4 protein-coding genes and 1 pseudogene are annotated in these 14,197 nt (G+C 74.5%); 3 read left to right on the top strand and 2 right to left on the bottom strand.

The genetic code is table 11. From position 1 onward, the window contains the following. Positions 1 to 5: 5 nt before the first annotated feature. The 3 genes from ACIRBX_RS11330 (at position 6) to ACIRBX_RS11320 (ending at position 2,521) form a co-directional block, all read left to right on the top strand. Complete coding sequence (locus ACIRBX_RS11330) at positions 6 to 458, top strand: copper chaperone PCu(A)C (RefSeq protein ID WP_402295558.1); 453 nt, start codon at positions 6 to 8, stop codon at positions 456 to 458. A 118-nt stretch (positions 459 to 576) separates the two neighbouring features. Further along, a complete protein-coding gene (locus tag ACIRBX_RS11325) occupies positions 577 to 1,764 on the top strand; it encodes a hypothetical protein (protein ID WP_402295557.1) in 1,188 nt (395 codons plus the stop codon). Continuing rightward, complete coding sequence (locus ACIRBX_RS11320) at positions 1,748 to 2,521, top strand: hypothetical protein (protein ID WP_402295555.1); 774 nt, start codon at positions 1,748 to 1,750, stop codon at positions 2,519 to 2,521. Before ACIRBX_RS11325 ends, ACIRBX_RS11320 begins: the two co-directional genes overlap by 17 nt. 69 nt (positions 2,522 to 2,590) lie before the next feature. Here the strand turns inward: ACIRBX_RS11320 and ACIRBX_RS11315 are convergent, their stop codons facing one another. Further along, positions 2,591 to 13,429, bottom strand: coding sequence for a toxin glutamine deamidase domain-containing protein (locus tag ACIRBX_RS11315; RefSeq protein ID WP_402295553.1), 10,839 nt, complete (start codon positions 13,427 to 13,429; stop codon positions 2,591 to 2,593). A 6-nt stretch (positions 13,430 to 13,435) separates the two neighbouring features. After that, positions 13,436 to 14,197: pseudogene (locus ACIRBX_RS11310) on the bottom strand (hypothetical protein); the annotation flags it as partial.

Genomic DNA, 14,197 nt, shown 5'->3' with positions numbered 1-14,197 from the left:
GCCGGGTGGGGGTGCTGCCGCCGCTGGCCGCCGTCACCACCCTGGCCCTGCTCTGCGGGTGGACGGCCACCGGCCAGGCCGGCCGCCGCCTTCCGGTCCGGGCCGAGCCCGGCGCCCGGGTGCTGGTCCCGGCAACCCCGGGCGCGCCGACCGCAGCCCTGGTCACCCTGCACAACCCGGGCGACCTCACCGACGCGCTGACCGGGGCCAGCTGGGGGACGGCGGGCGTGGTCACCCCGAAGCGGCACGTGCACCGCGCCGGGGCCGGCAGCTGGGAGCCGGTGGCCGAGCTGCGGGTGCCGGCCCGGGGCGAGCTGCGGATGTCGGTGGACGGCGCCGACCTGCTGATACCCCGTCCGCCGGCCCTCCGTCCGGGCGACCTGCTGCCGCTCACCCTGCGCTTCCGGCACGGCCCGGACCTGCTGGTGCAGGCCACCGCCGTCGCCCCGGGCGGCTGACGGATGGGGTGGCAGGGGAGGATGGTTCACTGAGGGGGTGGGGTGATCCACCCCGAACGGCGAACGGGGGGTCCGGTCGATGCACACGGCAGGGGAGGCAGGGCCGGCGGAGGCGCGCATGGAGGACGCGGGCAACGTCATCGTCGCGGCCCGGGGTTGGCGGAGCGAGGGCCTCGCCGAGGGGTTCTTCGGTGCCGTGGCCGCCCCGGAGGAGATCGCCTCCGGGGCGGTCGATCCGGCGGGGAAGGACGTCTACGTCCTGGATGACGTCTCCGAGGCGGGTGCGGTCCGACTGGCGTCCGCCGAGCGGGTGTTCGTGGTGCGCGGGCTGTGGGGGAGCCAGGGGGACGACTCGCCGTGGCCGGTGATCGGGGCCGGCCGGGTGCCCCGGCGGGTGCACGGGGCCGGGGTCTACTACCCGCGCTTCTTCGAGCCCGCCGACGACCACTTCGGACGGATCACCGCCGAGCACGCGTTCCAGTCCCTGACCGAGTCCACCAAGCCGGGGACGGCCCACCGCAGCGGCATCTACCTGACGCCCGTCACCCGGGACGGGGACGACCTGCACTTCCGGCTGCTCCGCTGCTCGACCAACCTCTCCGGTCCGACCGAGACCTTCCGCCCCACCGACACCGCCGTCGTCGAGGCCCTCAACCGCGAGGCGGCCACGGTCTTCCGGGGCCACGCCCCGCTGAACCACGTGCTCGCCCAGACCTACCACAACACCGGCGCCACCCCCGAGCGCAAGCAGTCCAAGGCCAGGATCTCCTCCCACGCGGACAAGACCAAGGACATGCCGGTCAACGGCATCATGGCCTTCTGCACCTTCTACGACGGCCTCGACCGGCTCCAGCCCCTCGCCCAGGACCCCTTCGACCTCGGCATCAAGCGCACCAGCGGCCTGACCCGGCTCGAATTCCGGCTCAAGGACCCCGCCGAGGAGTCCGACGCGTTCCCCGCCCGGTTCGGCCTGACCCTCCACCCCGGCTCGGTCTTCTTCATGCCGCTCTCCACGAACCGCCACTACACCCACGAGATCCGCCCCGCGACCCTGGACGCCGGGCAACTCCCCACCCGCCTGGGCTACGTGGTGCGCTGCTCGGCCACCGAGGCCGTCCACCGCGACGGCCGGACCTACCTCAAGAGGGCGGGCGGCCTGGCGGAGTTGGAGCCACCCACCGAGGCCGGCATGGCGGAGCTCCGCCGGCTGTACGCCGAGGAGAACCGGTCCACGGCCTTCGTCGACTACGGCGACCGCTTCCCCTTCAGCATGAACGCGGGAGACTACCGTGCCCCGACCGCCTAGCCTCCCGGCCGAGTTCGGAACCCACTCCCTCCCGGTCGACCGCGACCTCTTCTCCGAGCTCTCGGCCTCGGTCGCCTGGGAGGAGCTGGGCAAGGGCCGTCGCGGCGCCGTGCTCACCAGGGTCGACGGATCGGGCGCCGTCCCGCTGGTGCGGACCACCACCCGGTACGGCAGCCCGGCACAGCGGTTCCGGCCCCTGCACGAGGAGTTGGCGCGGCTGGTCCAGGAGTGCGCAGCCCTCCCGCGCGCCTTGGACAACGCCCTGGTCGAGCTCTACACCAACGCCTACGCGACCATGGGCGCCCACTCCGACCAAGCCCTCGACCTCGCCGAGGACTCGCACGTCGCGGTCCTCTCCTGCTACCGCTTCCCCGAGCCCGTCCCGTCACGGAAGCTGATCGTCGAGCCGAAGGACCCGGCCGACGGCGAGCGCTTCGAGATCCCCCTCGCCCACCACGGCGTGGTCACCTTCTCGACCACGGCCAACCGCCGCTTCCGGCACCGCATCGTCCTCGACCGCTCCGCCCGCACGCCCGACAACCTCTGGCTCGGCGTCACCTTCCGCAGCTCGAAGACGGCCGTCCGGTACCGGGACGGCCACGCCCACCTCCCGGACGGCTCCCGCCTCCTGCTCGCCGACGAGGAGCAGCAGCGCGCGTTCCACCTGCTCCGCCGCCGGGAGAACCAGGAGACGGACTTCGACTACCCCCGCCTCGCCCACACGGTCAGCGCGAGCGACCTGCTGCCTCCGGTCTGACGACCGCTCAGCGCCCCCGCCGCCGCCACCCCTGGCGGCGGCGCGGGCGCGCGGGTGGTGCGGGGCCCGTCAGGCCCTGGGGTGGTCGGTGGTCTCGGTGACCAGGTGCCGGTGCCAGGGGACGGGGGTGTCGGCGGTCGGGAGGAAGGTGGTGATGAGCTGGTCGAGCTTGCGCTGACGCCAGTCGCGGTCCTTGGCGGGAGTGGAGTCGTTCAGGGCGGTGAGCCTCTCCTGGGCGGTGGTGCCGGCGCTGTGGCGGGTGGCCCCGATGGACTGGGCGACCTCGCCCAGGGTGGCGAAGGTGAGGGTGTCGGGGGCCGGGGTGGGGAGCGGGACGGCGGCCGGGTTGGTCCCGCTGAAGGGAGCCCGGGGGTCGAGGTGGCCCTGCTCGCGGAGGTTGATGAGGTCCAGCAGGAGGGTGCTGCGCAGGCGTTGGATCTCCTGCTCCACCTCGGCCTTGGTGCGGGCGTTGCCCCAGTTCTGGGCGAGGATGCCGGCGGTGTCGGTGTCGAAGCGCTTGAGCTCGGCCTCGGCCATGCCGGTGTAGATCCGGGCCAGGTGGACGGCCTCCTGGGAGGGGGTCGGCGGGGTGAGGTCGAGGGGACGTTGGCGGACCGCGGTGACGGTGGAGGAGGCCTCGTCGGTCGGGTCGACGCCGGTCTCCTGGCTGACGATCTGCCAGCCCTCGGTGGGGTGCTTCCAGAGGAAGTTGGTCACCTCGTAGAAGGCGGCCTGGGTGCCGCTCTCGTACTCCTCCGAGCCGAACCAGTCAGTGGGGGCCTGGGCCCGGCGGAAGTCCAGGGCACTGGCGTTGTTGGTGGTGCTGGACTGGTAGTGCCAGGCGGTGAAGACGTCCGGGGTGGCCCCGGGGGTGACGGCGAGGGCGCAGCCGTTCATCACGGCGGTGAAGACGAACTCCGAACCGGCCACGCCGGCATCGGGATCGAGCGGCACGGTGGTCGAGCCGACGGTGTCGAGCAGGCCGCCCGGAGCACCGGCCAGGTAGGGGATGTAGGAGGAGGTCAGGTACTGCTGGTCGGCCGGCGGCTGGGGGAAGCGGTCGGCGAAGCGGGAGACGAAGGGGTCGCCGGGGTGGGCCTCGACGTACTTCTCGACGGCGGGGGTGAGGATCAGCGCGTTGTTCCGGCGCGGGTCCGGGACCAGGGTGAACCAGTTCTGCGGCTGGGTGTTGGCCCAGGACATGAACTGACGCGCCTCCTGCCGGTCGAGCTTTGGTTGCCTGAGCTCCATCCCGAGTGCACCGTCGTAGGACAGGATGGTGTCCCGGAGGAAGTCGGCCGGGGCGTCGGTCAGTTGACTGAGGGCCTGGACCGGGTCGGGGAGGTTCAGCGGCTGCGGAGCGGCGACCTGTGGTGTGGGCTGGGGGGTCTGGTCCGTGCTCTGGTGGCCGAACAGCGAGCTGAGGAACGGGGCCCCGAAGTCGGCCTGGAAGTTCCGGTCCGGAGTGAGGCCGGGGAGGGTCGACTCGTCCGGCCCGGCCGCCGAGGCCCAGACCTTCCAGTCGGTGGCGCGCGGGTCCGGGAGGGAGCCGGGGGTGGCCTCCCAGGCCTGGCGGGTGCTCGGATCGACCCAACGGAGCTGCCCGTCGGCGCCGTTGACCAGCGCGACGGTGTGCCCGACCTCGCCCTCGCGGCCGACCAGCACGGTGGCGAACGAGCCGGGGCCGCCGCGTCGGACGTGGTCGAGCAGGGACTCCACGGCGGGCCGGCCCTCGCCGAACAGGTGCGGCAGGTCGTGACGCCGGTTGAGCACCTGGGCGGCGTGCTGCTCCACCGCACCGGTGTGGCTCTGACCGGACGGCCGGGGCCGGCCGTAGTGGGTGTCGCGGTACGCCTCGACCGCTTCGAGACAGCTCTGCAGGTCGTCACCGAGGCGGAACTCGGCGGCGGGGGAGACGGGTTGCTCGTGCGGGGTGATCAGGCCGAGCAGCTCGGGGGTGGGCTCGGGGAAGCGGCGCCCGCCGGTGTGCTCGCGCACGGCGGCCTGCTGGTCGCCGTCGGCCGGGCGGTAGCCGCGGTCGTGCAGCACGGCGTCGGTGTTCTCGTACGCGGGCGTGCGGCGGCGCTTGGCCGGGGGCTCGCCCCGGTCGGTGCTGGGTGCAGCTGGGGGCGGGGGAGACGGGTGACCTGCCGTCGGCTGACGGTGCGGCTCGGCCGTGCCGAAGCCGGACGGTGCCGGGGTGCCGGCCGAGCGGGCGACCGGGCCGAGCTGGAGCGGTGCGGCGGGCGGGGGCGGGGAGGTCCGCTGGTGCTCGGAGTCGGACTCGCTGTCGTCGTTCAGGGTGAAGTCGTCGTCGAAGATGCTCGGGCCCTGGTCGGTGTCGGTGGCGGTGACCGGGCCGTGCAGCGGGCTGTCGCCGAGCGGCGACTCGGGGGCGGTCACCATCGAGGCGTCGGTGTCCGAGTCGCTGTCGAGGGCCGTCGGCTCCGGGGCCGTCCTCGCCGAACCCGCTTCGGAGGACGGGGCGTTGACGCTCTCGGTGTCGCTGTCGTCGTCGCCGAACGAGAAGTCGTCGTCGAAGATGCTCGGGCCGGGCTCGGCGGCCGACGGGTGGACGGATTCGGTGTCGCTGTCGTCGTTGAGGGTGAAGTCGTCGTCGAAGATGCTCGGGCCAGGCTCGGCGGCCGGGCGGTGGACGACGGACTCGGTGTCGCTGGCGCTGTCGTTGTCCGAGCCGAACGAGAAGTCGTCGTCGAAGATGCTGGGACCCTCGCTCGACGGGTCGAGCCGGAACGGCCGCTCCTGGACCGGTGGTTGGGTGGCCGGCGGCTGCGGAGCAGGGGTGTGCACCGGCTCAGGCGTGGGCTGTCGCGGTGCGGGGGCGGGCTCCTCGGTGGCGGACACCGGGGTCGGGCTGCGGTCGGGGGCGGGCTCGGGCTCGACCGCCGGGGGCGGGGAGGTCCGGAGGATCTCGTGCGGCTGGTCGTTGACGTGCAGCAGGGCCACCAGCAGCTGGTTCTGCTGCCAGTCGTTGGCCCGGCCGGTCAGCTCCGAGGTGTACTGCCGGTAGGGCGAGTCGGGGGTCGCGAAGCCGTTGAGCACGTCGGCGATGACCCGGACCTGGTCCCGGTCGGGGGCGGTGGACTCGTTCTTGAGCTCCTCCGCGTTCCTGAGCTCCTCGATGAAGCCGTTCTCGCGCTCGCGGATGGCGGCGGCCACGTCCGCGAGCCGCTGCCGGGCCTCGGCGGTGGTGCCCAGCGGGATCTGGTGGAGGTCCTCGCCCATCATGGTGACGCGCTCCTCGGCCCGCCGGCCGTCCTCGGAGAGGTAGTGGTCGAGGGTGGCCCGCTGCTCGGTGGTCATGCCCTGGCCGAGCAGGTCGGCGAGCTTGTCGTAGTCCTTGCCCAGGCCCTCGGCGAAGCCGTACAGCTGGTCGCTCTTGAGCTCGAACGGGCGGCCCGAAGCGTCGTCGGCAGGCAGGGTGTTGAGCCAGCCGTCGGCGATCTCCCGGTTGTAGGTGGCCTGCCGCAGGCTGTTGTAGGCCTCGGAGCTCTCGATGGCCGTGGTCCAGTCGTTGCCGGCCGACAGCGCGTCGGTGACCCGCTGGAGCTGCTCGCGGACGGCGACCGCCGCGTGCGCACGCTCCAGCGCGTCCGCGTCCTTGCTGCCGGTCTCGGCCAGCTCGCGCAGCGCCCGCTGCTCGGCCGGGTCGGCCAGCCCGTCCGCCCGGTCGGCCAACAGGTCGGCGGCGGCGCGGAGTTCGCGGACGGCGGTGTCGACATCGGCCTTCGCGGCCCCGGGCCTGAGCGCGCTCTCCCAGGAGTCGGTGAGCCGGTCCGCGGCGTCGCCCGGCAGGTGGGCACCGGCCCGGTCGGCGAGGTCCCGGGCGGCGGTCGAGGAGACCGCCTCGGGGTAGGGGGTGGTGCCGGTGACCGGGGAGAAGTAGGGGCGGCCGGTGAGCTGGCTGGTGCCCGTGGTGTTGGCGCCCTCCTGGACGGCGGGCAGGCTGCCGAGCTGGAAGACCTTCTCGAAGGCGTCCTGGCCCAGCGGGCCGGAGCGCAGCACCAGCACGTCGTCCGGGCCGAGGGTGTCCAGCAGCCGGTTCATCCCGTCGGCGTCGAGCGAGGCGAGGTCGGCCCGCTTGAGCCAGGGCTGCTGGTAGGCCGGCGCGTACGGGACGTCGTGGTTGCCGATCTGGAGCAGCACGGCCGGCTTGCCCAGCCCGGCCTGGTGGATGCCCGCCGCCAGGTAGTCGGGGGCACCGGCCTGCCGGTCGGGGGTGAGCCGGGCCAGACCGTAGAGCGGCATCAGGTCCAGGGCGCCGGAGTCGATCCGGTCGGCGATCTGCTGGAGACCGGGCCGGTCCGCGAAGGAGTGCGGGTCGGGGGCCGGGACGTGCTGCTGGAACAGCGCGTTCTTCCTGTCCACCACGCCGTCCAGCGGCAGCACGCCGAAGCCGTCGTCGGTGCGGGAGAAGACCGCCCGGGTGGACATGCCCCAGGCGTACGGCGCCAGCACCACGGCCTTGTCGCCGCCGGTGTAGGAGAGCAGCGCCTTGGCGTTGTCCCCGTCGGCCCCGATCTCGTCGCTGGCCGCGACCAGGGTGAGGCCGCCCTGCCCGACCGGGGCGGGCTGGTTCGCCCCGTGCGGGTCGAACTCGTCCGGGGCGTAGTGCACCTGGCCGCCGACCAGCAGCGCGGCGTCCAGCATCCGGTCCAGGCGGGCGCGGACGTTGGTCGGGGCGACCAGGTCGATCTGCCCGTCGTAGCCGAGCTCGCGCAGCGAGCGGATCATGTTGACCGCCGCCGCCTGGTGGCCCGAACCGGGACCGGAGGCGACCACCACGGTGACCGACTGCTGGTCGGCCAGCGTCCTCGCCACCTCGCGGCGGGCCTCGACCTCCAGGTCGGTGGGCGGCACGCCGCCGCGTCGGTGGGTGATGACCTCCTTCAACCGGTCGGCGTCGGCGGGGTTCTCGGTACCGAGCCGCCAGAGGGTGTGCTCGGGCACCTCGCGGCCGAGGTCCTTGAGCAGCTCCGGGCCGTGGGCGCCGTTCAGCAGGTCACGGACGGCGGCCAGGTCGCCCGCCCGGACGTCCCGGATCTGCCGGGCGAGCGCCTCGGGGTCGGCGATGCCGTGCCGGTCGGCCAACTCGGCGGCCCGGTCGGCCGGATCGGGCAGCATGCGGCCGGTGGCCGGCCAGTCGTGCAGCGGGCCGTCGCCCTCCGCGCGGGTCGGTCCGGCCTGCGGGGGCGGCGACGGGAGGTCGGTGTCGGTGGCGGTGGGCAGGGTGCGGTCGGCCGGGTCGGCGTGGTCCGCCCCGGACTGCTGCGGGGGGAGACCGTCGGGCCCCTCGGTGAGGGCGGTGAAGTCCCGCAGCCCCTGGTACATGTCGTTGTCGGCGTCGGTGGCCCGCACCGGGTTGGCCGGCGCCTCGTGCAGGGCGGACGGGTCCGGGCCGTACAACCGCTCCAGCAGCGGCAGGAGTTCGGGCTCGTTGGCCCGCACCCAGTCCGCGCCGTTGTTGCGGGGCTGGCCGGTGTACGGGTCGGTGCCGTGGTTGGTGCCGAGGTAGGCGTTGCTGACCTGGGCGAAGTACTCGTACTCGTCCCGGGCGGCGTAGTTCTCCGCCTCGCCCCCGTCGACGCGGCGACGGGCACCGTCGGACCACTCGGAGGGGCCGTCCTCGCCGTACAGGCGGGGGATCGACTCGCTGTCCAGCTTCGCGCCGAAGGTCTCGCCGATGAGCTGCCGCTCGGCGTCGGTGAGGCCGAACTTGTGGATGGTGTGGGCGAGTTCGTGGGTGGTGGTGGAGTAGCCGTCGGCGTAGTGCTGGTCGGGGCCGACGGTGGTGCGCTCGCCGAGCAGGTTCTCCTCGGTCACTGCGGCCCACTTGCCGCCGGAGCCGCGCACGTCGTCCCAGCCGCGTCCGCCGCCCGCCTCGCTGTCGGCCGTCCGGCCGCCGAGGTGGGCGAACGGGGCCAGGTCGGTCATCGCGGTGTCCTTGGGCACCACCACGATCCGGCTGCCCTCGGTGAGCAACCGGGCGGCGGTGTCCGGGTCCTGGAGCATCCGGGTGAGCTGCGCGGTCGCCTCGGCCCGGGCCGAGGCCGGGCGGTCGGCGCCCGGGTCCACGTCCACCATCAGCTGGGCGGCGGTCCGGGCGAAGTCGCCGGGCGGCAGGGTGTCGCGCAGCGCGGTGACGAAGGCCGGGTCCTGCGCGAGGCCGCGCCGGTCCGAGGCGGGGAGCGCGGCGATCGCCGCCTCCCGGTCACGGGGCGGGAGTTGGGGCAGCTCGCGGGTCAGCTCGGTGATGTCGGCCGGGCGGGTGACGGCGTAGTCGTCCTGCGGCGGGGCGGAGCGCGGCGTCTCCCGGGACGGGGAGTCGACCGAGCGGTCGGTGGCGGCCGGCGGGGGCGAGGTGGCGTCCCGCATGCTGGCGTCGGACTTCTGGGTGGCGGGCGGCTCCTCGGGCTCCGGTGACGGGGTGGTGCGCATCCGGTCCCCGGAGTCCTGGCTCTCCGGCGGCTCGGAGGTGCGGTCGGCGTCGGCGTCCGAGTCGGTGGCGGCGTCGGCGTCGGTGTCCGTCGAGGTGGTGGCGGGCTGCTGGTCGTCCCCCCTGAGGCGGGAGTCGATGAACTGCACGCCCTCCTTGGCGGAGGACTTGCCCGAGACGTAGCCGTAGTCGGTCAGGGTGGAGTCGATGACGCCGCTGTCGTACAGCGCCTTCAGCACGTTGCGCGTCTCGGAGGGCGTCAGCTTCCCGCCGCCGCCCAGCAGGTCGCCGAGGCTCTCCTCGATCGCCTTGCGCCGGTCCGCCTTGTTGTTGCTGTCGAGCGGCGCCGGGACGGTCTCCCCGAAGTCCTTCACCACCTGCTCGATCCGCTGGGTCTCCGCCCGCTGGTTGTCGACCAACGCCTGGACCAGGGCCCGCTGCTGGGGTGATCCGCCCGTGCCCAGGTCACCCAGGACCAGCGACGGGTAGAGCGTCTCGGCCACGTACGGGCGGGTCCGCCAGAGCGAGCTCTGCTTGTCGCCGATGTGGCCCTCGGACTTGTCGGCGGTGATGTCCAGCCAGCCCAGGTCCGAGGTCTTGCCCTCGGCGTCGGTCTTGGTGATCACCAGGTCGGGGCGGGTGGAGCCGTTGGTCACCTGGGTGTCGATCTCGTACCCGGCCGGCACGGTGACGTTGTCCCGGATCATCTGGTTCGCCATCGACTCGACCACGTAGCCGAACTGGCGGGGCAGCAGCTTCTGGATCTCCGCCCGGCGGTCCGCCGAGGTCGTCGAGTCGGACCACTCGGCGTAGTTCTTGCTCCACTGCTTGGTGTGGCCGTTGAGATCGGGCACCGACTCCGGGTTGGCCAGGGCGAGCCGGGCCGCCTGCTCCACCTCGGCGTCGATGTCGGCGGCCAGTTGACGCACCACGTCGCGGTCGGCGGCGTCCAGCTTGCTGCCGTCGGCGACCACGGAGAGCACGCCGAAGGTCGGGGCGTCGCCGTCGAAGACCGAGTGGTCCAGACGGGAGTCGAGCGAGTCGCCGTCGGAGTCGGAGGTGGCGGCCCAGACGTGCTTGCCGTCCGCCCAGTCGCCGGGCAGCGCGCCCGGCCGGGCCTCGCGGACCTCGCCGGTGCTCGGATCGGCCCAGCGCAGGGTGCCGTCCGGGCCGTGCACCAGCGCCACCACGTGGCCCTCGGTACCCGGGCCGTCGGAGAACAGCACGGTGGAGAAGCTGCCGGGGCCGGCGGTGCGGACCTGGTCGATGACCGCGTCCACCCCGGGCCGGCCGGTGCCGAGCGGCACGGGTGTGCCGTGACGCTTGGTCAGCGTCCAGGCGGAGTTCTGCTCGGCGACGGAGGTGTGCGGCAGGCCGGAGGGGCGCGGATTGCCGTAGTGGGTGTCGCGCAGCGCCTCGACCGCCTCCAGGCAGCTGTAGAGGTCGCCGTGGTCCATGGTCTCGGCGTGCGGGTTGACCCGGTCCAGCAGCTCGGGCGTCAGGTCCGGGTGCGGGGTGGAACCGTGCTGCTGCAGGTGGTCGGCGAGCGCCTGGTACTGCTCGCGGGTGGCGGGCTCGTACCCGCGGTCGCGCAGCGGCCCGGCGGTGTTCTCGTACGCGGGGGTGCGCTGGCGCTTCGGGCCCTCGGGACGGCCCTGCGGGAGGGCGCCGTCGTCCTCGCGGCCCCGCTTGGTGCCGCGCGGGGCGGGGACCGCCGGGTCGGCGTCGGAGACCGGGCGGGGCCTGAACCGGGGCCCCTCGGTGGGCGGTTGGGACCTCGGGCGGTCGGTGCGCGGGCCGGTGTCGGCGGCCGGGCGGACCGGGCCGAGCCCGCTGCGGCCGGGCGCCGCAGGGGCGGCGGCCGGGGGCGGCGGGGAGACCTGGGAGGTCGGCGGCACCTGGGCGGGCGGCGTCTGCGGCGGGGCCTGCTGCGGTGCCGGGTCGGTGCTCGGCGGGGGGACGAAGGTGTCGGAGCGGTCCTGGGTGGGCGTCGCCGACGGGCGCGGGACGGTGATCGGGCCGCCCGCGATGCGGGTGCCCTCGGGAGCCGGGGTGTGCGGCTCGGTGCGGTCGCCGGTCGGGTCGGTGCGGACGGGCGGTGCGGTCGGCGGTGCCGTCTGCGGCTGGGCCGGCTCGGGGGAGACCCGGCCGGTGACGGGGGGCTGGTGCGGATCGGCCTGGTGGGGCTGGGGCTGCTGCTGGGTCTGGGCCTGCTGGGGCTGGGGGTCCTGGGCCGGGGTGGGCTGCTGACGGGGTGTCGGCTCCGCTGCGGCGGGGGGCTGCTGGCGGTCGTCGCGGGTCTGCGGCGGCTGCTCGGTGTGCGGCTGCGCCTCCGCCTGGGGCTGACGCGCCGGGGCCTGCTCCGGCTGCTGCTGGGCGTGCTGGGGCTGGACGTCGTGCTGGGCCTGGGCGTGCTGGGGCTGGACGTCGGGTTGCGGCTGGGCCTGACGGGGCGTCGGGTCGGCGTCCGGGCGCGGCTGCGGGACGGCGTTCGGCTCGGTCTCGGCACGGGCGGGGACGGGCGTGGGCCGGGGCTCGGCCTCGCTCCGGGGCGTCGGGGCCTCGTGCTGGGCGGGCTGCTGACGGGCCGGATCGGCCGGGGTGGCCGGGTCGACGGGCTGGTGCGGGACGGTGGCCTCGGGACGGACGGTGGCCGGGGGCACGTCCGCCCGGGGCTGGTCGAGCGGGGCGTCCTGGGTGCGCTGGACCGGCGGGGCCTCGTGCGAACTCGGCTGCTGATGCGGGACGTTGGCCTCTGGGCGGGCCGCCGGAGGGGCGTCCTGCCGGGCCGGGGCCGGGTCGGCGACCGGCGGCGGGGTGTCGGCCTGCGGGCGGACCGTCGGCTCCGGGCGGGGCGGTGCCGCATCGGGCTCGGTGCGGACCTGCGGCGCGGGCGCGTCGGCCGGGCGGCTGGCCGGTGGGGTGGGGGAGGTGTCGGTCGGCTGTGCGCGGTCGGCGGTCGGGGCGGCCCGGTCCGGGGTCGCAGTGGCCGCGGCGTGCGGTGCCGGCTCGGCCGCGCGGGGGGCCGGGGCCTCGCCGTGCGGGGTGGCCGGGGGCGCGTCCGCCCGGGCGGGTGCCGGGGTGGGGGCGGGGGTCTCGGTGTGGGCGGCGGGCTGCGGGCGCGGGGCGCTCTCGGGTGCCGGGGTGTGGCCGGCCGTGCTGGAGGGCGTGCCGCCGAACGGCGCGCTGTCGCCGCCGCGCGAGCCGGTCGGGGTGGAACTGCCGCTCCCGGAGGGCGTGTTGGTCTCGTGGCCGCCGATGCTGCCGCCGATGCCGCCCGTGGTGCCGCTGGTGGTGCCGCCGGTCCGGTCGGAGCCGAAGGGCGACAGCGTGCGGGGGCCACCGGTCGAGGGGCTCGCGGTGCTGGCGGTGTCGCTGCCACCGTCGGTGGAGCGCGAGCCGCCGCCCGGCCCCTGGTACGCCTGGGCGCCACCGGTGCCGCCCTCGCCGTGCGTCCCGCCCGAGTCGGCGCCCGATCCGCCGGGCCGGCCGCCGAAGGTCGGCGGGGTGTCGGCGCCGGGCAGGGTGCCGCCGGTCGGGACGTTCGGGATGTCGCCACCGCCGAACTTGCCCTTGAGGGCCGAAGCACCGTGCTGGAGACCGACGTTGGAGCCGCCGCTGAGCCCGGAGCCGAGCAGGCTGCCGCCGTCCACCGTGCCGGTGGTGATCAGCTGGGTCGACACGTCCGCGCCGACGCCGACGGCGGCGCCGTGCACCATCTTGCCGCCGACGGTCTCCATCGCGTTGCCGAGCCCGGCCTTGCCGGCCCCGGCGCCGAGGCCCTTGCCGATCAGATTGCCGGAGGCGCCGCCGACCGCGCCGCCCAGAGCGCTCTGCCCCAGCTCCTTGGTGTCCAGACCGGTGCGGTTGCCCTCGGCGATCTGGATGGTCTGCGCCAGCAGGTTGATCGCGACTTCCTGGGCGGCCTCCTTGGCCGCGAACTCCAGGGCCTCCTTCAGCAGTTGCTTGAGGATCTGCTGCACGACCGTACGGCTGACCGCGACCGCCGCCGGGATGGTGGCCAGCGAGGCCCCGGCGGTGAACGGCGCGGACGCCTCGGCGGTCGCGATCTCGAAGGCCAGGATGCCGAGCTGGGCGATGATCTGGATCTTCGCGGTCTCGGTCGAGTTGGCCATGTTGTCCAGCATCTCGCCCATGCCCTCGCAGGACTTGACCATGCTGGGGAAGAAGCCCGGGTCCTCCTCCGTACCCTTGCCCACCGAGAACTTGGCCCAGTGCGTGGCCAAGCCCTCGGCGGCCTTGCCCTGTTGGCCGTCGAGCGCCCGCTGGATGGTCGAGTTCACCGACGTGCCGACGTCCGCCAGGGTCTTCCCGGCATCGCGCCAACGGTCGGCCATCTCGCGCATCACATCCTCCTCGCCCTCCGGCCAGCGGGTGCCGGCCAGCAGGAGGAGGACCCACTGAAGGGGTTCGGGCAGCTCAACCGCCATAGTCGATCAGGGCCTTCCGGTCTGGTGCGGGCGTCCCTTGGCGACGTCCCGCAGGGCGAGGTCGGGGTGGAAGAGTGCCGTCTCCGGCAGCTCCGCCTCCATGGAGGTGAGGCCGGTGGAGAGGCCCTCCTCGGTGTTGGCGTAGCTCTCGGCCATGACCTTGAGCCCGTCGGAGATGTACTTGAGCGCGGCGGGCAGGTTGCCGAGGCCGTCCAGTACCTTGCCGCTGTAGGTGAGGTAGCCCTTCTCGCCGTTGGCGAACTTCTCGCCGGAGTCGTCGTTGCCCCAAGGGGCGCGACCGTTCATCCCGGACATGTACGCCGTCAGGCCACGGGTCAGGTCGGCGAGTTGGTCCGAGGCGGCGAGCACCGGCCCGGCCGCCGCCCGGTACTTCTCCGGATCGACGTCGAAGCCCGCCCCGCTGTCCCCCGAGCCCGCAGGCGCGGCGGACTGCGCCGTCCGCTTGACGGCCTGCGCGGGCTGGACGTCGCTCCGGTCCCGCAACTGCGCGGTCGGCTCCAGCGGTTCGGCCCGTTCCATGGGGCGGAGTGGTGTGAGGGGTTCGGTGGTGTGGGTGGGTTCGGTGGGGGTGAGTCGGTCGGTGGCGTGGAGGGGTTCGAGGGGTGTGCCGCGTTCCATCGGGCGCAGGGCGGTGAGCCGCTCGGTGGCCTGCGTCGGCTCCAGCGGTTCGGCCCGTTCCATGGGGCGGAGTGGTGTGAGGGGTTCGGTGGTGTGGGTGGGTTCGGTGGGGGTGAGTCGGTCGGTGGC

Origin of the sequence: Kitasatospora sp. NPDC096147 (genome assembly GCF_044763225.1) — a bacterium.
Lineage (GTDB): Bacteria > Actinomycetota > Actinomycetes > Streptomycetales > Streptomycetaceae > Kitasatospora.
This window is presented reverse-complemented; position numbering and strand designations above follow the sequence as displayed.